The following is a 21,451-nucleotide window of genomic DNA, read 5'->3' on the forward strand; positions in this document are numbered from 1 at the left end:
GACCAACCGGATGCGACCTAGGCATGGGTGTCACCCTGCACGGGGCTCGTTACGACGACCCATCGCCCTCAGCGGTGCGCACCGCTGCCCGGTCGGCCCATCGACTTCGGTGCTGACGGACACAGTTCACCTGTATCTGGTGCCCTTTGACCCGCGTCAGCGCGCGAATGAACTTCTGGGTCAGCCCATCGATCACCTCCAATCCGTCGGTGAGCTGGAGGGCGCCACGGTCGAAGAGTGCATGGCAGTTCGGGCAAAGGCACAGCACATTTCCCACCGTGTCCGGACCGTTGTGCGGCTTCCCTAGAGCCTGGATATGAGCCGCCTGACTGATTGCTTTGCCATCGGGCGAGACCACCAGCCGAATACCGCACACCTGGCAGGCATCGTCGTACATGTCCTTGACTTTTCGAACCACCTTCGAGTCGCGCATGAGGCGCTCATAGGCGACGGTCCGACGGAACTGTTCTTCCAGGTCGGTTTCTCTGTCACCGTCTGGCGACACGGGTTGCGGCTTCACCGTTTCGCCAGCTTCGATCTTGAGGAGTCGGAACTGGCAGATCCGGAAGCCCTCCTTGCCCATCGTGGTCCAGCTCTCGGCCACCCGGAAGAGGCCGCAGTACACATAGCCACCGGTGGCCTTCTGGCGCTTGATGTTCAAGCCCCGGATCACACGAACCGGATTGCCAAGAGCTTGGTTGAGCAACAGGCCGGCGTTTCCACTCGCGTCCATGGTCTGATCGGCGACCATGCTCTGGGTAGACCTATCGCGCCCGCCCTCGCCGGTGTAAGTGATCTCGTCTTCGCCATATTCATCGTCGAGGTAGCCACCGGAGAGAACGATGGAGTCGACGCCTTCCGTCGCGGTACCGGAGATTCCCCGTCCGAGTTGCCGATGCACGCCCCGAGCATGCAACTCCGCATGCCCCTTGAAGTGCTGACCTTCATAGACCCCCGCTGGGGCGCCAAACGTGACGGGGTTCCGCGATTTCGCCTTCGCCATAGATGAATACTGCCAACTGCTTGATCGTCACGTCACCCCGATCGCCGTACCCCCCACGCACTACGCCCGCGCGTAGGCTCGGGGCAGTTGACTCCGAGTGGGAGGTTTGTGATGGCCGGCGTACCGACGAGTGTGGTGGCGGCGAGTGGGCTGCTGGGCGGCTACGGCGTGGCCCGGTGGACCAAGAAGCGGCCCCTGGGTGGGGTGGCGCTCGCGGCGGCGGGGGTCGTGGCGGCCAAGGGGTGGCAGGAGAAGGCCGGGGCGAAGACCGCGGCGGCGTTGAGCGGGGCGTATGTGGCGGCCTTTGTGGGGTCGCATCCGCTGGCGAAGAAGATCGGGGCCTGGCCTTCGGTGTTCGCGGTCGCGGGCGGGGTCGCGCTGGCGTCGTGGGCCGCGGTCGACCGTCGGGGGAAGTGAGGCCGGCGGGGGAAGTGAGGCCGGCGGGGTGAGCGAAGCCGGCGGCCGGCGCACGGACGAGGGCGGGGGCAGGGCACCAGGCGTGCCCTGCCCCCGCCCTCGTGTGCGCGGTGGGTGGATCAGGCCGAAGCCTCGTTCAGGAGGGTGAGTTCGGGCTCCGTGAGGGTCAGGTCGGCGACGGCCAGGAGGGGCGCCAGCTGGCCGACCGTGCGGGCGCTGGCGAGGGGCGCGGCGACGGTGGGCCGGGCGGCCAGCCAGGCGAGGGCGACGGTGGCGACCTCGGCCTGGTGCGCGGCGGCGACGGTGTCGAGGGCCTGAAGGACGCGCAGCCCGCGCTCGGTGGCGAGGTACTGGCCGGCCTTCGCGGAGCGGGCGCTGTCGACATCGGTGCCCGGGCGGTACTTGCCGGTGAGGAAGCCGGCGGCGAGGGCCCAGTACGGGACGGCGCCCACGCCCTCACGGGCGGCCACGTCGGCGAGTTCGCCCTCGTAGGTGTCGCGGGAGACCAGGTTGTAGTGCGGCTGGAGGGCGACGTAACGGGCCACGCCCTCGCGGGCGGAGAAGGCCAGGGACTCCTCCAGGCGCCGCGCGGAGATGTTGGAGGCCGCGATCTCACGGACCTTGCCGGCCTGGACGAGCTCGTCGAGCGTACCGATGATCTCCGAGACCTCGACCGATTCGTCGTCGTAGTGGGTGTAGTAGAGGTCGATGTAGTCGGTGCGGAGACGGGTGAGGGATTCGTCGACCGCGGACTTGATGGTGGCCGGGCTCAGGCCCTTGTAGTCGGGGTGGGCACCGACCTTGGTGGCGACGACGACCTCGGAGCGATTGCGGCGGGAGGCCAGCCAGTTGCCGATGAGGGCCTCGGATTCGCCGCCCTTGTTGCCGGGTGCCCAGGCGGAATAGGCGTCGGCGGTGTCGATGAAGTTGCCACCGCCTGCCGCATACGCGTCGAGCACGGCGAACGACTCGGCTTCGTCGGCCGTCCAGCCGAAGACATTGCCGCCGAGGGCGAGCGGGGAGACGGCGAGCGAGCCGAGGTTCCGGCGGTTCTGGGGGGTGGGGTGTGTCGAGGTCATGCGTTGTTGCAGCGCGGGGAGGAAGGGAGTTATTCCCGGGGAGGAGTTAAGGGGGGTGCAATGAGGGAAGCCCCGGGGATTCCCCCGGGGCTTGCACTCGGAAAACCTCCCGAGACGCGTTGAGGCCGCCACCTCACGGTGGGCCCTCAGACCCGTCTTCCGGCGGGCCGAGTCCTCAGACGTTCAGGCCGTGATCGCGCAGCCACGGCATCGGGTCTATCGGGTCGCCGGCGCCGGGGCGTACCTCCAGGTGGAGGTGGGGACCGGTGACATTGCCGGTGGCGCCGACGCGGCCGATCACATCGCCGGTGTTGACCTTGCCCGAGGTCTTGACCATCGAGGACAGATGGCAGAACCACAGCTCGGTGCCGTCGTCGAGGGTGAGGACGATGCGGTAGCCGTACGAACCGGCCCAGCCGGCCTGGGTGATGGTGCCGGAGTGCACCGCCCTGACGGGCGTACCCGTCGGTGCGGCGAAGTCCTGGCCCGTGTGGTCGGCGGCCCAGCGGTCGCCGGCCTGCCCGAAGCTGGCGGTCAGGGTGTAGGAGGCGACGGGGGTGATGAAGCTCTTCGCCAGTTGGGCCAGCCGTTCGGCCTCCGCCTTCCGGCGCGCCGCCTCCTCGGCCTTGCGCTTGGCCTCCAACTCCGCCGCCTTCTTGGCGGCAGCAGCCTTGTCCGCCGCGTCCTGGGCCGTCTTCTGGGCTGCGGTCGCTCGCGTCGCCGCCTGCTTGACCGCGGCGTCCTCGGCCGCTTCGCGGGCCTGCTCCTCGGCGGCGCCCTGCTGCGCGTCGGCCTGCTGGAGGATGCGGCTGCGCAGCGCCTCGCCGGCGTTGGCGCCCGTACCGGTCGTACCGGTCTGGCTGACCTGGGTGAGCGGGCCGGTGGAGTCGCTTCCGGAGTCCGATCCGCCGGAGTCGGATATGAGGCCGCCGATCCCCGGGAGGGCCTCGGCGTCCGGGAGGCTGTCGGAGATCTCGTGGGCCATGCCGCCGATGTCGGGCATGGAGATCGGGACCGGCGGTCGGTCCTCGGCGGTGGCCATGCCACCCGCGCCGACCGCCGCGATGACGCCGACACCCAGGACCGTGCCGCTACGGGCGAGTCCGCCGCCGCGCTGCTTGGCCACCCGGTGCTTGCCGCGGACCGGGCGGAGCGACTCCTCTGTGGGGTTCCACTCCTCCCATGCGCCGTCGCCGTCTATGTCCGCTATGCCCTCCGGATCACCCGGGCCTTCGAAGGCACCTCGGTGGTCGAGTCGGTATGCGGACGGAGCCTCGGGGGCAGGCCTGTTGGACGCCACGGGGGCGCACTCCTTTCCTTCCTTCTCGCCTACCGGGTTAGCTGACGGGTTCGGAGCAGGAAGGTCTCCTACGGGCCACTCTGGCGGAGGCGCCCGATTCACCCCAAGGTGGTGGTTCCCCGGTTCCCTTGGTGCAGTTCGAAGTGCTGGAGGAGCGTGAAAAGCGCATGCGGGATTCGGCGTCGGCGCGCGGTGCCGCCTCTTGCGACGGCTGGGACGACCGCGCTGCGTTATCGGACAGTAATAGAGGTCGCGACTGTTTTCCAAGCCTTCCCGGGAATCCTTATCCGTTCCGCATGAGAGGTGGCGGGGACTTTTTCGGTCACCATGCCAACAAAGCGGGCGAGTTGACCATGCACCCCTAAACGATCTCGTGCTGATTGTGCGTCAGTCGTTATGCGGAGGGGCGCCCCTCAGTTACGGAACGTGAGGGCGTAACGTCGGATCATGGTCGTCAACGTCGAGAGCGCGGGGAACACCGTGAGCTCCGGAAACGTCAAGGGCGGTATCGGCCGGAGCGCGGCGGCGGATCTGGCGGAGCGCTACCGGGAGTTCTCCTGGCGGGAGGCGCGGGGACGGTCCGACGCCCATGCGGAGCTGACCGCGCGGATCAGCCAGGACCCGGAGTTCTGCGATCTGCTGTCGGGGTCGCTGCCGGCCGGCAACAAGCAGCAGCCGAACCTCCTGCTCGCCGCCGTCCGCCAGCTCGACGGCCCGCACGCGGAGCAGGGCCCGCGCGACGAGGCGGCGTACGGACGCTGGCGCGAGTGGACGGTCCGGCACTGGGACGAGGTCCGCGCGGTGATCATGCAGCGCGCCACCCAGACCAACGAGCCGGCCCGCTGTGCCACGCTGCTGCCGCTGCTCGCCCGGCTGCCGCAGCCGCTGGCTCTGCTGGAGGTCGGCGCGTCGGCCGGGCTGTGCCTGCATCCCGACAGTTACCGGTACCGGTACGAGTCCGCCTCCCGGTACGAGGGGCAGCCCGCGGGCACCCCGCGGACCGTCGAGGTGGGGGCGCCGGACGGCCCGGTGGAGTTCCGCTGCCGCACGGACTGGGCGCCCGAGGAGCTGCCCGGCCGGCTGCCGGAGATCGTCTGGCGGGCCGGAATCGATCTGAACCCGCTCGACCCCGTCGGCGCACCGGACGATCTGCGCTGGCTCCAGTCGCTCGTCTGGCCGGGCGAGGGGGAGCGCACGGCGCGGCTCTCCGCCGCCGTCGAGGCCGTACGGGCGGCGCCGCGGCCGCGGATCGTACGCGGCGATCTGATCGACGAGCTGCCCGCGCTGGCCGCCGCGGCACCGCCCGAGGCGACGCTGGTCGTCTTCCACAGCGCCGTGCTGAACTACCTTCCGCCCGCCCGCAGCGAGGAGTTCGCGCGCCTCGTACGGTCGCTGCTCGACGGACGGCCCGGCGGTGGGCACTGGATCTCCAACGAGCACCACTCCGTCCTGCCGTGGATCACCGCGCCGGAGCACCACTCCGGGCGCCCGGAGGACGGACGGCTGACCCTCGCCCTGGACGGGCGGCCGGTCGCGCTCACCGGCCCGCACGGCGAGAGCCTGCACCGGCTGCCGAAAGCGGCGGCACGGAGAGGCTGACCGGCCCCCACGCGCCGCGCCCCTACTCCCCCATGGGCCGCTGCACCGCCAGCAGGGCCATGTCGTCCGCCGAGGCTCCGCCCGTATGCCGTGCCACATCCTCGACGAGGGTGTCCAGGAGGGCGTCCGGGCCGGGGAAGCGGCGGCCGCGCAGCCGGTTCGAGGGGTCGTAGAAGCGGCCGCGGAAGTCGCGGGCCTCGGTCATGCCGTCGGTGAAGAACAGCAGCAGCGAGCCGGCCGGGAGGAACGTCTCGTCCGAGCGGTCGGGCCAGCTCGCCACCTCGCTCATCCCCAGGGGCAGCGCCGGCGCCCCTGGGGCCAGCTCGCGCAGCCCGCCGTCCGGGGTGAGCATCAGGGGAGCCGGGTGGCCCCGGTTGAGGACCCGCAGCGCGGGCCGCCCGTTGGCGGGGATCTCCGCCAGCACGGCGGTGGTGAACCCCTCGAACCGGTCCAACCCTCCGCGCCGCCTGCCCTCCCGCTGCAGCGCCCGCTCCAGCCGGCCGGCCACCGCCTCCAGGGTGGTCTCCTGCTCCGCCGCCTCCCGGAAGGCGCCGATGACGACCACCGCGGCCTCCACCGCCTCCAGGCCCTTGCCGCGTACGTCGCCGACGATCAGCCGCACGCCGTGCGGGGTGTCCTGCACCGCGTAGAGATCGCCGCCGATCCCGGCGTCCGCCCGCGCGCCCACATAGCGGGCGGCGATCGCGAGCCCGGCCAGCCGCTCGGGCGGCAGCGGCAGTACGGCGCGCTGGGCGGCCTCCGAGACGTCCCGTACGGACGCCAGATGGGCATCGCTCGTCCGCACGACCCGGTTGATGCCCAGCGCCAGCAGGGCGACGACGAAGACCGTGGCGAGCTCCGTCACCGACTCGTGGTAGTTCGGGGCGGTGCTGCGGTACGTCACCCCCCAGACCTCGCCGGCCATGGCGGCCACGGCCGTGAGGGCGGTGCTGGCCAACGACAGCAGCGGCGCCGCGACCAGGGGCGCGGCGGCGAAGAAGGGGGAGGCGGTGTAGCTGGGCGGGGTCCCCAGGTCGAAGGCGAGGCCGGCGGCGATCAGCAGGGCGGGGAGCCAGCGCGCCAGGCGCCGCACCGGCGGGGGCATCCGCTCACGGCGCGCCCGCCGCTCCCCGTCGCCCGTAGGGCGCCCGTCGACCTGCCGCATCCGCACCGGCCTCTTCCGCTCCCGCCCGTCTTCCGTACGAGCAGCGGCGTGTCGGCCGCCTCGACTCCCCAAGGGTTGCCGGTGCGAGGCCGTGCGGCGAGCCGTCGGGGGCCGGACGGGTCACGGGACGGGCCCCGTCGGAGACGTTCATCAGACGCTTATCCGGGTCCGTGATCATCTCTTCGGGCGTGCAGCTTGAAGGGGGAAACATGCTGAACGAGATGGTTTTCCGGAGCGAGGACGTGCCGGCGGCGGACCGGTTGTCCTACTGGGCGGAGCGTCTGGAGCAGACCCACGCTCCGATGCACCTGAGCAGCGACCACTCCGACGACTTCCGGGCCACCCAGCGCGTGCTGGACCTCGGCGCCGTGTCCGTGTGGCCGGCCACGATCCCGCAGGTGGTGATGCGGCGCACACCGCGACTGATCCGGCAGTCCGACCCGGAGCTCTACCACCTCTCCTTCGTCGTGGGCGGGACGGGGGCGGGCAGGTGGGACGACCACGAGGTCGTCTACCAGCCGTCCGACCTGGTCATCAACGATTCCTCGCTGCCGTGGGAGATCCGCGGCGACAGGGCCCCGGTCACCACGGTGGGGGCGGAGATCCCCAAGGCGCTGCTGCCCCTACCGCGCGGTGGGGCCCGTCGCACGGTCCCACGGCGGATGACGACCCGGTCGGGGATCGGCGCGCTGCTGGCGCAGTTCCTCCTCCGGCTGAGCGCGGACACCACCCCCTACCGGCCCTCCGACGGCCCCCGGCTGGGCACGGTCCTGACCGACCTGGTCATCGCGCTCTTCGCGCACGCCCTCGAAACCGACAGCGCCCTCCCACCGGACACCCGGCGGCGGACCCTCATGCTGCGCATCAAGCGCTTCGTCCACGAGCACCTGCACGACCCCGGCCTCTCCCCGGCCGTGATCGCCGCCGCCCACCACATCTCCGTCAGCTACCTGCACCGCCTCTTCCAGCACGAGGAGGCCACCGTCGCCTCCTGGATACGCCTCAGACGGCTGGAGGCGGCCCGCCGCGACCTCACCGACCCGGCGCTGCGCTCCGCCCCCATCCACGCCCTCGCCGCCCGCCGGGGCTTCTCCTGCGCGGCCGACTTCAGCCGCGCTTTCCGCAATGCGTACGGCACTCCGCCGAAGGACTACCGGCGCCATGCACTGACTGCCGGGAAGTCGACTCCTGGTTAAGAAAACCTGTGCACCAGGCGCTAACGACAACCCCGCCGGATTCCCGGACTCTTGACTGGCGCCGGTTCGACGAAAAGCTTCCGTCGAACCGGTGCTACAGGGGGATTTGAGTGCGCATGTCGACAACGTCCGGCGGTGCGCCGGGGCTTGGCGTTCCGGCCGACGCCGGGCACGCGGAAAACCGACCGTCTTCGTCAACGGAGGAGACGAAGGCGGTCCCGTCCGCAGCAGGCGGCGAACTTCCCGATGGCATAGGGGGACTTTGCCCGCCGGGGTCGCTCCCGCATCCCTTTCCCCCGTCATGTGTCCAGTCGCGGCTTTCCGCTTCAAAAGGGGCGGAAACATGCACACGCGAAAGCCGACTATTTCAGATGGTGGAACGGTAATGACGACGCCGAAGTGGCGAAAGCTGGTCGATCACGTCCAGAGCATCAAGGAGGGCGTCTACGAGACGAATGTGGACGGGGACTACAACAACCGGACGCGGTTCGGGAAGCAGTACGGCATGGACGGTGAGCCGTGGTGCGTCATGTTCGACTGGGACATGTACGCGGACGCGGGCCTGGAAGAGTTCGTGCCGCACATCGCCAACGTCAACGGGTTCACCGACTGGGCCAAGCAGCGTGACCAGTGGTCCGAGTACCCGTCGGTCGGGGCGTGGGTCAACCTCCACAACGGCGGTCACACGGAGCTCGTGGTCGGCTTCGACGAGACGTACGTGTACACCAAGGGCGGCAACACCGTGGAGGCGGGCGCCACGGACGCCAACCAGGGCAACGGCGTGTACTCGCACAAGACCGAGCGGAAGAGCGCGAGCATCGTCGGGTACTTCGCGCCCAAGTTCCCCGGCGACGAGTGCCCGCCGACCGCCGATCCGCACGATCACCGGGGCGGTGCGGCGCGCAAGGAGTGGCGCTGGAAGGGGCACCGGCTCCCCCACGAGGACCACAAGGTGAAGGCCTCCGAGGTCGTCTACGGGGCGCGGAACGTCTCCATACGGATCGTGCAGGCCGCTCTGAAGGCGGAGGTCGGGCTCGACTACAGCTCGGCGCCGGGAACGTTCGGCCCCCGGACCAAGGCCGCGGTGGCCGCGTTCCAGCGCGAGCTCGGCTTCACCGGCGCGGACGCGGACGGCGTCTTCGGCCGCCACTCGCTCGTCGAGCTCGGCAAGCGGCACAAGTTCAGGGTGTACGGGCTGGACTTCTTCGACCGCAAGCGGGACGACGACGGCAAGCCGGGCACCGGACGCATCGCCATCCCCCTGGACTCGGTGGAGTACAAGCACGTACCGGACGGGAGCGCGTCGAGGGCGGCGAAGGAGGCCTGCCACATCCTCAAGGTCCCCGAGACCCACTGGGTGGAGGGCATCATGACCGCGGCCAAGCGGGAGTCGACCTACCGCTTCAACGCGGTGAACACCTACGACGCGAACGCCCACGGGCCCGAGCAGAGCGACGGGCATCCGCAGAGCTGCACGCGCGGGCTGCTGCAGGTCATGCCGGAGACCTTCGCCGAGAACCACCAGCCCGGGACCTCGCACAACATCTACGACGGTGTGGCCAACATCTGCGCGGCCATGAACTACGTGATGGTCAGGTACGGCGTGTACCGCGACGGTTCCAACCTCGCCGGCCGGGTCCAGCAGTTCGACCCGAGCCGGCCTCCGAAGGGCTACTGATCATGCCTGGCATCGGAGAGATATTCGACAGTGTGGCCGGCAGTGTGGCCGAGTTGTTCACGGGAGAGCCGAGCGTGCAGCGAGCAGAAGTGGTGTCCCTGTCCGACGTCCACCCCGGCGCGAGGAACGGCAGCGTCCTGACGGTGCAGGAGGCGTTGGAGAAGGCCGTGGGCCTGGACTACTCGTCCGCCCCGGGAACCTTCGGCCCGCGTACGAAGGAGGCCTACGCCAAGTGGCAGCGCCACCTCGGTTACACCGGCAGCGCGGCCGACGGCGTTCCGGGGAGGACGTCCCTCAAGAAGCTCGGGGCCGAGTACGGCTTCAAGGTGCGGGAGGGCGACGGAGGCTCGACGGGCGGCCGGGTCGGCTCACCGGTGCCGGGGCACGGCGTCAACTATGCGTACGGCGTGCCGAACGCCCGGTACCAGACGGGGTATCACACCGGGGACGACTACGCGGCACCGGAGAGAACGCCGGTCGTCGCCGTCCGGAACGGCACCGTCAAGTGGTCGGACGCCCGGGGCGGTGCCTACGGCAACTGGATCGGTCTCCAGGCGGACAACGGCCGCGTCTACGTCTACTGCCACCTGTCCTGGCGTGACGTCCACCCCGGCCAGAAGGTCAAGGCGGGCCAGCGGCTCGGCCGGGTCGGGTCCACCGGCAACGTCACCGGTCCGCACCTGCACTTCGAGGACCACCCCGCGGGCCCGTTCCGCTACGGCCACGATCGCAAGCCGGCCTGGTGAGCGGGGAGAACCATGCCCGAGACCACCGCCGCCTCGTCCCGTACCGGCCGGCTGCTCGCCGCGCCCCTGGCCCTGATCCTCTCCGTCGGTTCGCTGACGGCCTGCGGTCCCACCGACGACGGCCCTCACGCCGACGGCACCCGGCCGTCGTCCGTCACGAGCCCGTCCGTCACGAGCCCGTCCGCCTCAGGTCCGTCGGCTCCGGGTGCGCCGTCGGTCCCGGCCGCCGGAAAGACGGCCGGGACCGGGCCCACCACCCGTCACACTGCGTCCTCGTCGCCGGCCGCCGGCCGTGACCCGGACGACCCGGACGACCGCCTCCACCAGTGGATGGAGTCCGGCTCCATCCCGATGAACGCGTCGTACCACTGGCCGATGCTGGACACCTCGGCCCGCCTCGCCGACGGCGAGAAGTTCCTCTTCGAGGAGCACTGCGGGGCGCGGCGCACGCCCGAGACGGATTCCCTGGCGCGCGCCGCGTGGATGGAGAAGGCCCGGCCGGGCAAGAACGACGGTGACCAGAACTGGCTGGCCCAGGAGACCATCGCCGCACACCTGCAGGACGGGAAACGGAAGGCGTCCGCCCTGTTCGGCGGCCTGGCCAAGGAACTCCAGGCGTGCGGGTCCGCGCACACCTCGGTGACGTACACCACCCGGGACTCCCGGCATGTGGCCGCGACCATCGTCCTCGACAAGGACACGGCCCGGCCCACGACGCTGCACGAGTACCTCGCGGTGGTGGGCGACAACGTGCTCGAACTCAGCCTGTGGGCAACGCCCTACCACCAGGACGGCGGTAACAAGCCCGACGTCGCCTGGCCCGGCCCGCCCGACACCAGCGTCTTCCAGGCGATGACCACGCCGGTGTGCCCACAAGGGAAGCAGTGCTGAAGCCACCCTGGGAAAACGCCCCTGGCTCTCCCGTAGAGCCGGGGGCGTTCGCGCGGACACCGTGCGGATGCGCGCCGCCGACCACGGCGCGGGCGGGCCTGGGGGTTACTGCACGTCCACGAAGTCGCCGGTCGCCTTGACGGCCGGGGTGGTGGAGGTGCCGGCGAAGTTCCAGCGCCAGTAGCCGTCCTCGGAGGCGGTGACCGTGGTCGTCAGGTCGCCGGTGCTGGAGGTGTTCACGGTCTTGACCGTGGTGTAGGTGGTGGTGCCCGCCTTGCGGAACTGGAGCTTGACGGGCTGGTTGGTGTAGCCGCGGTGGTCGAGGGTGTCCCAATTGGCCCGCGTGAGCTTGCCGGTGACCTTGAGGGGCTGCCCCTTGGCGGCCGGCTCCGGGCCCGCGTTCACGGTCAGTTCGGCGTGCCGCTGCAGACGGGTCGTGGTGTAGTCCGCCAGCTGGGTCCCGCTGTCGTCGTTGGCCACGCCCTGCACGCTGACCTTCCAGGTGCCGGCGTCGGCGTTCGTGAGGTTCCAGTCCGGCTGGAGGGTGAACGTCTGCGAGCAGGTGGAGGTGGTGGCGCTCGAGGCGACGCAGTCCGCGTGGACGTAGTACTCGTTCGAGATGATGCGGTCGTCGTAGGTCTGATAGGGGTTCGCCCCGTCCGGGCCGCGCCACAGGACGAAGTCCGCGTCCTGGATGCCGGTCGGGTGGGTGAAGGTCCCCTCCACCGTGATCGTCTTGTCGTAGACGTCGACCACGACGTTCTTGCCGCCGTCGAGGACGACGTCGCTTATCTGGACGTCCTCCTGGCTCTCGCCCGCGTAGGCACCGGGGATGACGACCCCGGCCAGCGCGGTGACGGCGGTGAGCACGGCAAAGGCAGCGCGCTTGCGCATGTATCTCCTTCACGGAGTGAACAGAGCCCCGCCGAACAGGCTCGGCGGGTAGTTGAAGCGCAAAGCTTAAGGGCCGCCCTCCCCTACGAGGCAGCCGCCGGGTGTGACACTTTCGCCCGCCGCGCCGCAGGGGGGAGTGCCGGTCGTCATCGGCCGTGCGGTGGCTCGATGTCCGCGGTCCCCCCGCCTCGGGTCGCCGCGCGCGGCGCGGGCGGCCTCCAGCCGACCGTCCGCGCCATCGGCCGGCCGACTGCGCGGTGGCGGCCCCAGGGCAGCAATGTGAAATAGCGGTGAAGGGAGTTTCGGAATCGCTTGATGGGCAATGTGCGGGACCATGAGTTACCCCAATGGCGGCATACCGCGAAATCGCCCATACGGCTCCAGTCCAAACTCTCCCTACCACGGTGGAACAAACTCGCCGGATGGCGGCGATACTGCTCCGCTGCCCGTTACCGGTCCCCCCGCACCGCCGCGCAGAAATTCACCCCCGCCCTCGCACTACGACCCCGCACCGGCCGCCCCGTACAACGCCGTTCCGGACTCCGGCGCGAACTCCAGGAGAAGTCGGGGAGGAAACCGACGGGGCATCGGAGCGGACCGACTCGCCTTGATCATTCACAGCCTTGCGGATATCGCCGCGGTATTCCTCGGGCTGTGGATCTTGCTGTATCTGCTCGAGGCGAATCAGGCGAATGTCTTCGTCGACTTCGTGCGCGGTGTGGCCGACTGGCTCGCCGGCTGGTCGCAGGACATCTTCATCATGGAGACGGAGGGGCTGCGGGTCTTCTTCAACTACGCCCTCCCCGCGCTGATCTACCTCGCGGTCGGTCATGGCGCAGCCGCCTGGCTGCGCCGCCTCTGACCGCGCCGGTGCCGAGCTCAGGGGCGCAGACCGCCCGCCCCTGCCCCCTGAGCAACGAGGCCGGCGCCCGCCCCGAGCCGGACGGTTCCGCGCCGAGCCGGGAACGGGGGCGCCGAATTCGGCTTGTCCGAATTCTCGCAATCGACCGCGACTGACCGTTCAGTGGCCTCGCTTACGCATTTGGCGGGACATTACAGCCGCTCCCCTCGGGCGCTGTGCATCAGATCGGACACAGTCTGCCCGGAGCCCCTCCCTCGCTTTGCCTTCGAGGCGACCGGAGAATGCACACTGCCGGGCATGAATCACAGGCCCCACGGCAGGTACGCCGACTTCCAGGAATCATATGAGGGCGCACATGCCGCACGCCCCCCGAATTCCGCCCATGTCCTCCCCGGCCAGCGGCTCGGAGTGCCGCCCCACTACGAAGAGGATGATCGATATGACTACGAGCCTTCGCCGCGCCGCGGCCGCAAGGTCAGGCGCTTTCTGATATCCCTCCTCGTCGTCCTGCTCCTGGTGGGGGTCGGCACGTATTTCTGGGCCGACTCCAAACTGCGCAAGGAAGTCGATCTCGGCAAGGTCATCGACCGCCCGGCCGCGGGCGAGGGCACCAACTACCTGATCGTCGGCTCGGACAGCCGCAAGGGCATGTCGGCGGCCCGGCGCAGGAGCCTGCACACCGGTGGCAGCCCGGAGGCCGGGCAGCGGACGGACTCGATGATGATCCTGCACGTCGGCGCAGGCGGCCCGACGCTGATCTCCCTGCCGCGCGACTCGAACGTGACCATCCCGGAGTTCCGCGGCTCCGAGTCCGGCAAGATCAGGGCCCCGATGGGCGCGAACAAGCTCAACGCCTCCTACGCCTACGACGGTCCGCAGCTGCTGGTCCGCACGGTCGAGTACAACACCGGGCTGCACATCGACCACTACGCCGAGATCGGCTTCACCGGCTTCGCCGACATCGTCGACGCCATGGGAGGCGTCCAGATGAACCTCGGCAAGGGCTTCAAGGACAAGTGGTCGGGAGCCGACTTCCAGCCCGGCGTGCAGAGCCTCGACGGCGCCCAGGCGCTCGCGTTCGTCCGTACCCGGCACGCCTTCGTCGGCAGCGACCTGGACCGCACCAAGAACCAGCAGAAGTTCCTCTCGACGCTCGCCAGCCAGGTGGCCACCCCCAGCACCCTCCTCAACCCGTTCAGGTTCTACCGGGTCGCGGGCGCGGGCCTGGACACCCTCGTCGTCGACAAGGACATGAACCCCTACCTGCTCGGCAAGATGTTCTTCGCCATGAAGGAGGTCTCCGGCGGCGACGGCACGTCCATGAACGTGCCGATCTCCGGCAGCGTCGGCGGCAACCTCCAGTGGGACCGGCCGAAGGTCAGGCAGCTGGTGGCCGAGCTGAAGAACGACGCCCCGGTCACCGTCACCAGCGACCGCTGACGACACCGGTCCGGCCGCGAGCGGTCCGCGCGGAAGGCACCTCCCGGTAGAGCGCATATGTCCGCACACAGGGGACGTACCGATCGGCCGGGTAACACGACGGCGCTCCGCGGCGCAGAACTGCATACGGGTGCGCGCGACGCCCCCGAGTGCACTCACGGCCAGGGTGACTCCTGTGGGGGGTGGCCACCCTGGCCGTGGTCGCACTTCCCTGCCGTCGAGGCGCAGCGTGCGCCGGATTGCGACTCCCATGAGCCACCGGTCCGAATCCATGCCCGTGGGCGACCACTACGGCGGCGGCCGTGGCGGCACCGCCGCACAGCGGGCAGCCCTGATCATCCACACCATCGCCGACATCGCTGCCGGGTTCCTGGGGTTGTGGATCCTGCTCTACCTGCTCGAAGCGAACCGGGCCAACGTCTTCGTCCAGTTCGTGCAGGGCGTGGCCGACGCGCTCGCCTGGTGGGCACGGGACGTCTTCACCATGGACACCGAGGCCCTGCGCGTCGTCCTCAATTACGCGCTGCCCGGCGCGATCTACCTCCTCGCCGGACATCTGATCGCCGGGCGGGTACGCCGCCTCTGACCAAGTCTTCGCCACACCCTCGGGAACGGCCCCGGGGCTCGTTCCCCGCCCCCGCCCGACATCTGACGCCCCGCCTGCCGGGCCGCCCGCCCACGCAGACGCACGCCCCACCCCTCCCGCGCGCATGCGGCGGGAAAAGCGACGCGCCCCGGCCGGCGATTGCCGGTCGAGGCGCTGGACCGCAGGTCGGAGAGCCTGCCGCGGGATGGATTCGGTGGGCCATCAGGGGCTCGAACCCTGAACCAATGGATTAAAAGTCCACTGCTCTGCCAATTGAGCTAATGGCCCGCACCGAGCAGCATAGCCCGAGGATCGGCCACAGCCCGAAGGCATTAGGGATCGGACCGGTCATGAGTGCGCCACGGACCCGTCCTCGAGCCGGGCGTCCGGGCGTTTGACCCGCACAACACGCAGGGCCCGTACGGCACTTGCGTGCGTACGGGCCCTGTTCGGTGCGGTGGGTCAGCGCGGGACGCCGCCCTGCCGGTCAGCGCCGGCGATCAGCCGTTGCGCTTCCAGCGCGGCTTGTCCTCGCGGCGGCCGAAGGAACCGGTCGTGGTGCCGCGGTGGTCGTCCCGGCGGCCGTACGGGCGGTCGCCGCCACCGGAGCGGTAGCCACCGGTGGACGGGCGGCCGCCGGAGCGGTCGTCACGGTTGAACGGACGGTCGCCGCCACCGGAGCGGTAGCCACCGGAGGACGGGCGGCCGCCGGAGCGGTCGTCGCGGTTGAACGGGCGGCTGGGGCGCTCGCCGCGGTCGCGGTTGAAGCCGCCGCGGTCGTCACGACGGTCGCGGTCGAAGGAACGGCCACCGGAGCGGTCGTCACGACGGTCACGGTCGAACGAACGGCCACCGGAGCGGTCGTCACGACGGTCACGGTCGAACGAACGGCCACCGGAGCGGTCGTCACGACGGTCGCGGTTGAAGCCACCCCGCTCGTCACGACGGTCACGGTTGAAGCCGCCACGGTCGTCACGACGGTCACGGTCGAACGAACGGCCACCGGAGCGGTCGTCACGACGGTCACGGTCGAAGGAACGGCCACCGGAGCGGTCGTCACGACGGTCACGGTCGAAGGAACGGCCACCGGAGCGGTCGTCACGACGGTCGCGGCGCTCGAAGTTGCCCCGCTCGTCACGGGCGGCCGGACGGCGCTCGTCCGGCGCGGTGGCCTGGGCCGGCACCGCGGCCGCGGCGGCGGCTTCGGCCTCGGCCTCGGCGGTCTCGGCGGCGGCGGCCAGCGCCTCGGCCGGGTCCTCGCCGCGCTCACGGGCGGCACGCGCGGTCAGCCGGTCGGCCTCCTCGCGCAGCTCGGTGGCGCGGCGCTGGAGGCGCTCCAGCTCGCGAGTGAGCTCGGCCACCTCACGCTCGGCCTGCTTGGCGGAGTTGTTGGCGCCGTCGGCCTGGACCTCGGTGAGCGAGCGCGCGCCGGTGATCTTGGCGACGTCCTCGTCGAAGGCGCCGGAGCCGCCGACGATGTGGCGCGAGGCGTCCACGCCCGCGTCCTCCATCAGGCGGAAGATCTGGCGGCGCTGGTGCGGCAGGGAGAGGGAGACCACCGTGCCGGACTGGCCGGCGCGGGCGGTACGGCCCGAGCGGTGCAGGTAGTCCTTGTGGTCGCCGGCCGGGTCGACGTTCAGCACCAGGTCGATGCCGTCGACGTGGATGCCGCGGGCGGCGACGTCGGTGGCGACCAGCGCGTTGACGTAGCCGTCCTTGAAGTCGGCGAGGACGCGGGTACGGGCGCCCTGCGTCATACCGCCGTGCAGCGCGTCCGCCTTCACGCCCGCCTCGACGAGCTGCTCGGCGATCCGGTCGGCGCCCAGCTGCGTACGGACGAAGATGATCGTGCGGCCCTTGCGGGCGGCGATCGCGGCCGTGACCGGCGCCTTGTCCTTCGGCTTCACGACCAGGACGTGGTGGGTCATGGTCGAGACATTGCCCTGGGCGCTGTCGACCTCGTGGCTGACCGGGTTGGTCAGGTAGCGCTTGACCAGCGTGCCGATCTCGTTCTCCATCGTGGCGGAGAACAGCATCCGCTGGCCGCCCGCGGGCACCTGGTCCAGCAGCTCGGTGACCTCGGGCAGGAAGCCCAGGTCGGACATCTGGTCGGCCTCGTCGAGGACCGCGACCTGGACGTCCTCGAGCGAGCAGGCGCCGCGGTTGATGATGTCGCGCAGCCGGCCCGGGGTGGCGACGAGGATGTCGACGCCGCGCTCCAGGGCGTAGATCTGGTTGCCCATGGACGTACCGCCGCAGACGACCTTGATCTTCAGGCCGAGGACATCGCCGTACGGCTGGAGGGCGTCCGCGACCTGCATCGCCAGCTCACGGGTCGGGGTGAGGATGACGGCGCGCGGCTTCTTCTTCTCGGTGCGGCCGTCGGCCAGCCGGGCCAGGGTGGGCAGACCGAAGGAGAGGGTCTTGCCGGAGCCGGTACGGCCGCGGCCGAGGATGTCCTTGCCGGCCAGCGCGTCCGGGATGGTCGCGGCCTGGATCGGGAAGGGGGTGGTGACGCCGTTCTGGGCCAGCTTGCGGACGACGCCCTCGGGCAGTCCGAGGTCGGCGAAGGTGACGGTGTCGGTGTCGGCGGCGGACTCGGCCGGCTCGGCCGACTCGGTCACCTCGGGGGCCGTCTGCTCGTCGTGCTCATCGAACGCGGGCATGACGGACTGCTCAGTGGAAATGGACATGCGAAATGCGAAACCTTCCGGAGTCTCGGCACGCGCCCAAACTCCGTGTGTTTCACAACGACCGCCTCAATGCGGTCAGCCACGGCAAGGGAGAGAACGCGCCACGCGGCGCGCTTCTTTTCTGGCGCCGGGCAAATTGGATCAAACGATCTACCACCATACGCACTCCGCCCCCCGGATGGCAAATTGCCTTCCGGCCACCGCCCGCCACCCCCTTCCTGACGGGCCCCCGCGCCCCTTACGCCCCTTGCTCCACCTCCTCCGCGCCCAGCTCGCCCTCGGACGTCATCGGCGCGACCGGCGACGGTCCGGAGGCGTGGGCGCTCGGCGGGGGCGGCGCGGGGCTGCTGGGCGGCGGGGTCGCCGGCGCGGTGGGCGTACTGGGCGGGGTCGAGACGGGAGGGGAGGACGGCTGCTCGGAGTGGGACGGCGAGGGGTCCGCGGTGGGGCGGTCGCCGTGGCCGCCGTGGCCGTGTCCCGGACCGGGCTCCGGGCCTGACGGCTTCACCGGGCGGGACGGTGTGGCGGGCTCGGACGGCGTGGGCTCGGCGTCGGCCGAGGGATCGCCCGCCTTCTCGTCACCGCCGGCCGGCTGCGCCTCGCCGTTGCGCCCCATCCGCCGCGGCCCGTCGCCGGGGCTGTCCGGGGCGACCCCGCCGGGGCCGGGCCCGGGGCCCTTTCCGTCGGGCTGTGCGGTGGCGCCGGACGGCTTGGGCTGCGGTGCGTCGCTGACGCTTATGCAGCCGGCCAGCGACGCGGCCAGCGCGGAGACGGCCAGGGCGGCGGCCGCGGCACGGGCCCGCACCCGGCCCGCCGGCGGTGCTGCCGGGCGGGCGGCGGGAGCGGGGTCGGGGTCAAGGAGCGGGACAGCGGGGGGCGGCATCGAAGACTGGTAGCGGCAGGGGCTCGGGCGCACGGCGGGACCTCCGGATCCGGAGCGCAGGGACGGCGGCACGGACGCCTTGCCCAACTCCCGCCCCCCGCCCGAGGACACGCGTACGGCCGGGCCGATCGCCCACGCACCGCCCGGCAGATCGCCTCCGCCGGAGTCCGGTCCCGCCCGCGACCGCCCGTCAGCCGTAGCCCAGCGCGTGCAGCCGCTCGTCGTCGATCCCGAAGTGGTGCGCGATCTCATGAACGACCGTCACCTCGGTCTCCGCGACCACGTCCTCGCGCGTCGCGCACATCCGTATCGTCGGCCCCCGGTAGATCGTGATCCGGTCCGGCAGCACGCCCGCGTACCACTCCCCGCGTTCGGTCAGCGGAGTCCCCTCGTACAGCCCGAGCAGCTCGGGGTCGGCGGCCGGGGGCTCGTCCTCGACGAAGACCGCCACGTTGTCCATCAGCCGGGTCAGCTCCGGCGGGATCCGGTCCAGCGCCTCGGCGACCAGTTCCTCGAACTCCTCGCGCGTCATTTCCAGCACACCACCATTCTCCGCTACCGGACCCGGCAACCGACGGCCGCGGACCGTCCGCCCGCCGCCGCAAAACCGGAGCCGCCGCCCCCGGCGTAACGACCATCATGCCGGGGCATACGGGACCAATGGCCCGCGCAGCGCGCTCCCGGACACCGCACACCGGCACACCGAAAGCCCCGCCGCTCCCGCCGCTCCGCACCCGGCTCGACGGCGGCCCGCACCGCCCTGTGCACTCCGCACTCGGCCTGATGGCCGTCACCGTCCTCGGCGCCTGGCTGGGACTGCTGCTCCTCGGCACCCTCCATGTCCCCGTCGGCCCGATGGACACCGCCATGGCCCTGCGCCCCTCACTGGCCGGCGGCACCAGGATCAACGTCTCGCCGCTCGGCGATCTGGAGCTGCGCAGCCACCACGCGCCGATACGACTCGATGTCGACGTCGACCGGCTGGATCCGGCCCGCTCCCAGGCGCTGGTCGACCACCCCGAGCGGTTCGCCGGCCTGCAGGCCGAGGTCACTCGCGACGTGACCCGCGGCGCCCTGGGGCTGGCGCTGCACTCCTGCGTCGCCGTGGTGTCCGGCGCCACCGCGCTGGGCCTGGCCGTCTACCGCCGCCCGCGCCGCGCCCTGGCCGCCGGCGGTCTGGCGCTCACCGTGCTCGCCGCCTGCGCGGGCACCGCGTACGCCACCTGGAACCCCCAGTCCGTACTGGAGCCGAAGTTCTCCGGACTGCTCTCCTCCGCCCCGTCCGTGGTCGGCAACGCGCGCAACATCGTCAGCGAATTCGACGTCTACCAAAAGGAGTTGGCCCGCCTGGTCACCAACGTCACCAAGCTGTACGACGCCACCTCGACGCTGCCCGCCTACCAGCCCGACCCCACCACCCTGCGGGTCCTGCACGTCTCCGACATCCATCTGAACCCGGCCAGCTGGCAGATCATCGCCTCCTTGGTGAAGCAGTACCGGATCAACGTGATCGTCGACACCGGCGACACCATGGACCACGGCTCGGCCGCCGAGAACCACTTCCTGGACCCCGTCTCCACCCTCGGCGCGCCGTACGTCTGGGTGCGCGGCAACCACGACTCGCGCACCACGCAGAAGTACCTGGCCGGCCGGAAGCACGTCACCGTCCTCGACAACGGCAGGGTCGCCCGGGTCGCCGGGGTGCGCATCGCGGGCGTCGGCGACCCGCAGTTCACCCCGGACCGCTCCGTGGTGGCGGCCGGCGACCCCGCGGAGCGCACCGCCGGCGGCCGGCTCGCCGACGCGCTGCGCACCGAGCGGCTGGCCGGTACGCCGGTCGACATCGCGCTGGCCCACAACCCGGCCGCCGCGACCGAGGCGGACGGCCTGGTCCCGCTGACGCTGGCCGGCCACGTCCACCACCGGGAGAACACCACACTGCCCCAGGGCACCCGGCTGATGGTGGAGGGGTCGACGGGCGGCGGCGGGCTGCGCGCGGTGCAGAACGACAAGCCCGCGCCGGTCCAGGCGTCGGTGCTCTACCTGGACCGCAGGACGAAGCGGCTGCAGGCGTGGGACGAGATCACGCTCGGCGGGCTGGGGCTGTCCCGGGCCGAGGTCAGCCGCCACCTCCCCCGTGAGAACCAGCCCGGCGCCACACCGGCGAGGAGTCGCCCGCCTCACCCGTCCGGCCCCGCGTCCGGGCCCGCCTCCCCGCCCGTTTCCCCGTCCTCCTCCAAGCCCTGATCGGGCGCCCTTTCGCACCCGGCCGGGAGCCCCTCCGCAGGCCCCGGGTAAACCGTTTTGGCGAACGGTCCTCCCATCCCATATGCTTCTCACGTCCCCGACGGCGCCGGTAACGACGCCAAGGTGGCCACCAGCCCTCATCGTCTAGTGGCCCAGGACGCCGCCCTTTCAAGGCGGTAGCACGGGTTCGAATCCCGTTGGGGGCACGCATCACCGTGTGCGAGACTGGTTCACGCCGCTCTCGCGCAATGCAAGGTCCTGTGGAGCAGTTTGGAGTGCTCGCCACCCTGTCAAGGTGGAGGCCGCGGGTTCAAATCCCGTCAGGACCGCTGCGGCTGGGTAGCTCAGTTGGTACGAGCGATCGCCTGAAAAGCGATAGGTCGCCGGTTCGACCCCGGCCCCAGCCACACCCATTGGGAGAAGGCCCCGATTCCTCGAATCGGGGCCTTCTTCGTGCCTACTCGGCGGCGGCCTCCTCGGCGGACCGGGCGAGCTCGCTCTCCGGCTGCCAGAAGATCAGCCGGGCGCCACCGGTGATGGCGCCCGTGGAGCCCAGACCCATCGCCAACTTCAGCAGCCGCTCTCCCGCGCCCTCCCAGTCGTGCGGCGCACCGAAGACCAGCCACGCGCCCAGAGCGATGCCGGCGACCGTCAGGAGACCGCCCGCGATCCGTCGTATTCCTTTGTCCATGTGGACATCGTCCCTGGTGCGCGGGGGCGGGTTCCACCCGATTGCCGCGGGTGCGACATCTGGCGCACCCATGATCACCGC

General features: G+C 70.9%; 19 protein-coding genes, 4 tRNA genes and 1 riboswitch. Of the genes, 13 read left to right on the forward strand and 10 right to left on the reverse strand.

Annotated features, from left to right (window positions below; translation table 11 throughout):
- Window positions 1–49 precede the first annotated feature (49 nt).
- Window positions 50–1,003: a YDG/SRA domain-containing protein gene (locus WAB15_RS19495; protein ID WP_407287015.1), complete on the reverse strand. Its 954-nt coding sequence runs from the start codon at window positions 1,001–1,003 to the stop codon at window positions 50–52.
- A gap of 111 nt (window positions 1,004–1,114) precedes the next feature.
- Here WAB15_RS19495 and WAB15_RS19500 point away from each other — a divergent pair, with 111 nt between their 5' ends.
- Window positions 1,115–1,420 carry a hypothetical protein gene (locus WAB15_RS19500; RefSeq protein ID WP_399150362.1) on the forward strand — a complete coding sequence of 102 codons (306 nt, stop codon included), beginning with the start codon at window positions 1,115–1,117 and terminating at the stop codon, window positions 1,418–1,420.
- 119 nt (window positions 1,421–1,539) lie between these two features.
- Here WAB15_RS19500 and WAB15_RS19505 read toward each other — a convergent pair whose 3' ends face one another.
- Entirely contained in the window at window positions 1,540–2,499 is a 960-nt protein-coding gene (locus WAB15_RS19505) for an aldo/keto reductase (protein WP_399150363.1), read from the reverse strand.
- A 175-nt stretch (window positions 2,500–2,674) separates the two neighbouring features.
- Window positions 2,675–3,799 carry a M23 family metallopeptidase gene (locus WAB15_RS19510; RefSeq protein WP_399150364.1) on the reverse strand — a complete coding sequence of 375 codons (1,125 nt, stop codon included), beginning with the start codon at window positions 3,797–3,799 and terminating at the stop codon, window positions 2,675–2,677.
- 11 nt (window positions 3,800–3,810) lie between these two features.
- A riboswitch (cyclic di-AMP (ydaO/yuaA leader) is annotated at window positions 3,811–3,966 on the reverse strand.
- Window positions 3,967–4,246: 280 nt separating this feature from the next.
- On the opposite strand from WAB15_RS19510, the gene WAB15_RS19515 reads away from it, so the two are divergent.
- On the forward strand, window positions 4,247–5,398 hold the full coding sequence (locus WAB15_RS19515) for a DUF2332 domain-containing protein (protein WP_407287016.1): 1,152 nt from the start codon (window positions 4,247–4,249) through the stop codon (window positions 5,396–5,398).
- 22 nt (window positions 5,399–5,420) lie between these two features.
- On the opposite strand, the gene WAB15_RS19520 is transcribed toward WAB15_RS19515, so the two are convergent.
- On the reverse strand, window positions 5,421–6,503 hold the full coding sequence (locus WAB15_RS19520) for a PP2C family protein-serine/threonine phosphatase (protein WP_407289254.1): 1,083 nt from the start codon (window positions 6,501–6,503) through the stop codon (window positions 5,421–5,423).
- A gap of 269 nt (window positions 6,504–6,772) precedes the next feature.
- Between WAB15_RS19520 and WAB15_RS19525 the strand changes: the two genes are divergently transcribed.
- The 4 genes from WAB15_RS19525 (at window position 6,773) to WAB15_RS19540 (ending at window position 11,074) form a co-directional block, all read left to right on the forward strand.
- Complete coding sequence (locus WAB15_RS19525) at window positions 6,773–7,759, forward strand: helix-turn-helix domain-containing protein (protein WP_407287017.1); 987 nt, start codon at window positions 6,773–6,775, stop codon at window positions 7,757–7,759.
- A 385-nt stretch (window positions 7,760–8,144) separates the two neighbouring features.
- Window positions 8,145–9,437 carry a peptidoglycan-binding protein gene (locus tag WAB15_RS19530; RefSeq protein WP_407287018.1) on the forward strand — a complete coding sequence of 431 codons (1,293 nt, stop codon included), beginning with the start codon at window positions 8,145–8,147 and terminating at the stop codon, window positions 9,435–9,437.
- Window positions 9,438–9,439: 2 nt separating this feature from the next.
- Window positions 9,440–10,183 carry a peptidoglycan DD-metalloendopeptidase family protein gene (locus WAB15_RS19535; protein ID WP_399150368.1) on the forward strand — a complete coding sequence of 248 codons (744 nt, stop codon included), beginning with the start codon at window positions 9,440–9,442 and terminating at the stop codon, window positions 10,181–10,183.
- A gap of 12 nt (window positions 10,184–10,195) precedes the next feature.
- Window positions 10,196–11,074, forward strand: coding sequence for a hypothetical protein (locus tag WAB15_RS19540; RefSeq protein WP_407287019.1), 879 nt, complete (start codon window positions 10,196–10,198; stop codon window positions 11,072–11,074).
- Window positions 11,075–11,179: 105 nt separating this feature from the next.
- Here WAB15_RS19540 and WAB15_RS19545 read toward each other — a convergent pair whose 3' ends face one another.
- The gene (locus WAB15_RS19545) at window positions 11,180–11,968 is read right to left on the reverse strand and encodes a calcium-binding protein (RefSeq protein WP_399150370.1); all 789 of its coding nucleotides are present in this window, start codon (window positions 11,966–11,968) and stop codon (window positions 11,180–11,182) included.
- Window positions 11,969–12,554: 586 nt separating this feature from the next.
- Between WAB15_RS19545 and WAB15_RS19550 the strand changes: the two genes are divergently transcribed.
- The 3 genes from WAB15_RS19550 to WAB15_RS19560 all read left to right on the forward strand — a co-directional run bounded on the left by WAB15_RS19550 (window position 12,555) and on the right by WAB15_RS19560 (window position 14,856).
- Window positions 12,555–12,830 carry a hypothetical protein gene (locus WAB15_RS19550; protein WP_399150412.1) on the forward strand — a complete coding sequence of 92 codons (276 nt, stop codon included), beginning with the start codon at window positions 12,555–12,557 and terminating at the stop codon, window positions 12,828–12,830.
- Window positions 12,831–13,127: 297 nt separating this feature from the next.
- Entirely contained in the window at window positions 13,128–14,270 is a 1,143-nt protein-coding gene (locus WAB15_RS19555) for an LCP family protein (protein ID WP_407287020.1), read from the forward strand.
- A 250-nt stretch (window positions 14,271–14,520) separates the two neighbouring features.
- Complete coding sequence (locus WAB15_RS19560) at window positions 14,521–14,856, forward strand: hypothetical protein (protein ID WP_407287021.1); 336 nt, start codon at window positions 14,521–14,523, stop codon at window positions 14,854–14,856.
- Window positions 14,857–15,071: 215 nt separating this feature from the next.
- Here WAB15_RS19560 and WAB15_RS19565 read toward each other — a convergent pair.
- The 4 genes from WAB15_RS19565 to WAB15_RS19580 form a co-directional block, all read right to left on the reverse strand.
- Window positions 15,072–15,144 (reverse strand) — tRNA-Lys (locus WAB15_RS19565).
- Between the two features lie 212 nt (window positions 15,145–15,356).
- Window positions 15,357–17,549: a DEAD/DEAH box helicase gene (locus WAB15_RS19570; protein WP_407287022.1), complete on the reverse strand. Its 2,193-nt coding sequence runs from the start codon at window positions 17,547–17,549 to the stop codon at window positions 15,357–15,359.
- Between the two features lie 238 nt (window positions 17,550–17,787).
- A complete protein-coding gene (locus tag WAB15_RS19575; protein ID WP_399150374.1) occupies window positions 17,788–18,432 on the reverse strand; it encodes a hypothetical protein in 645 nt (214 codons plus the stop codon).
- Between the two features lie 190 nt (window positions 18,433–18,622).
- Window positions 18,623–18,973 carry a metallopeptidase family protein gene (locus tag WAB15_RS19580; protein ID WP_399150375.1) on the reverse strand — a complete coding sequence of 117 codons (351 nt, stop codon included), beginning with the start codon at window positions 18,971–18,973 and terminating at the stop codon, window positions 18,623–18,625.
- Window positions 18,974–19,092: 119 nt separating this feature from the next.
- Between WAB15_RS19580 and WAB15_RS19585 the strand changes: the two genes are divergently transcribed.
- From WAB15_RS19585 to WAB15_RS19600, 4 genes are all read left to right on the forward strand, one after another.
- Complete coding sequence (locus WAB15_RS19585) at window positions 19,093–20,679, forward strand: metallophosphoesterase (protein WP_407287023.1); 1,587 nt, start codon at window positions 19,093–19,095, stop codon at window positions 20,677–20,679.
- Window positions 20,680–20,812: 133 nt separating this feature from the next.
- Window positions 20,813–20,885 (forward strand) — tRNA-Glu (locus tag WAB15_RS19590).
- 48 nt (window positions 20,886–20,933) lie between these two features.
- Window positions 20,934–21,008: transfer RNA gene (locus WAB15_RS19595), tRNA-Asp, on the forward strand.
- A 4-nt stretch (window positions 21,009–21,012) separates the two neighbouring features.
- Window positions 21,013–21,086, forward strand: a tRNA-Phe gene (locus WAB15_RS19600).
- A gap of 50 nt (window positions 21,087–21,136) precedes the next feature.
- On the opposite strand, the gene WAB15_RS19605 is transcribed toward WAB15_RS19600, so the two are convergent.
- Complete coding sequence (locus tag WAB15_RS19605) at window positions 21,137–21,370, reverse strand: hypothetical protein (RefSeq protein WP_407287024.1); 234 nt, start codon at window positions 21,368–21,370, stop codon at window positions 21,137–21,139.
- Window positions 21,371–21,451 lie beyond the last annotated feature (81 nt).

The sequence above is a fragment of the Streptomyces sirii genome, assembly GCF_045690365.1.
GTDB lineage: Bacteria > Actinomycetota > Actinomycetes > Streptomycetales > Streptomycetaceae > Streptomyces > Streptomyces sirii.

Excerpts from the sequence above, each read along its gene's own strand:
- WAB15_RS19495 (WP_407287015.1), bottom strand. The coding sequence starts at position 1,003 with ATGGCGAAGGCGAAATCGCGGAACCCCGTCACGTTTGGCGCCCCAGCG.
- WAB15_RS19500 (WP_399150362.1), top strand. The coding sequence starts at position 1,115 with ATGGCCGGCGTACCGACGAGTGTGGTGGCGGCGAGTGGGCTGCTGGGC.
- WAB15_RS19505 (WP_399150363.1), bottom strand. The coding sequence starts at position 2,499 with ATGACCTCGACACACCCCACCCCCCAGAACCGCCGGAACCTCGGCTCG.
- WAB15_RS19515 (WP_407287016.1), top strand. The coding sequence starts at position 4,247 with ATGGTCGTCAACGTCGAGAGCGCGGGGAACACCGTGAGCTCCGGAAAC.
- WAB15_RS19520 (WP_407289254.1), bottom strand. The coding sequence starts at position 6,503 with ATGCCCCCGCCGGTGCGGCGCCTGGCGCGCTGGCTCCCCGCCCTGCTG.
- WAB15_RS19525 (WP_407287017.1), top strand. The coding sequence starts at position 6,773 with ATGCTGAACGAGATGGTTTTCCGGAGCGAGGACGTGCCGGCGGCGGAC.
- WAB15_RS19530 (WP_407287018.1), top strand. The coding sequence starts at position 8,145 with ATGACGACGCCGAAGTGGCGAAAGCTGGTCGATCACGTCCAGAGCATC.
- WAB15_RS19535 (WP_399150368.1), top strand. The coding sequence starts at position 9,440 with ATGCCTGGCATCGGAGAGATATTCGACAGTGTGGCCGGCAGTGTGGCC.
- WAB15_RS19540 (WP_407287019.1), top strand. The coding sequence starts at position 10,196 with ATGCCCGAGACCACCGCCGCCTCGTCCCGTACCGGCCGGCTGCTCGCC.
- WAB15_RS19545 (WP_399150370.1), bottom strand. The coding sequence starts at position 11,968 with ATGCGCAAGCGCGCTGCCTTTGCCGTGCTCACCGCCGTCACCGCGCTG.
- WAB15_RS19555 (WP_407287020.1), top strand. The coding sequence starts at position 13,128 with ATGAATCACAGGCCCCACGGCAGGTACGCCGACTTCCAGGAATCATAT.
- WAB15_RS19560 (WP_407287021.1), top strand. The coding sequence starts at position 14,521 with ATGAGCCACCGGTCCGAATCCATGCCCGTGGGCGACCACTACGGCGGC.
- WAB15_RS19570 (WP_407287022.1), bottom strand. The coding sequence starts at position 17,549 with ATGTCCATTTCCACTGAGCAGTCCGTCATGCCCGCGTTCGATGAGCAC.
- WAB15_RS19575 (WP_399150374.1), bottom strand. The coding sequence starts at position 18,432 with ATGCCGCCCCCCGCTGTCCCGCTCCTTGACCCCGACCCCGCTCCCGCC.
- WAB15_RS19585 (WP_407287023.1), top strand. The coding sequence starts at position 19,093 with ATGGCCCGCGCAGCGCGCTCCCGGACACCGCACACCGGCACACCGAAA.
- WAB15_RS19605 (WP_407287024.1), bottom strand. The coding sequence starts at position 21,370 with ATGGACAAAGGAATACGACGGATCGCGGGCGGTCTCCTGACGGTCGCC.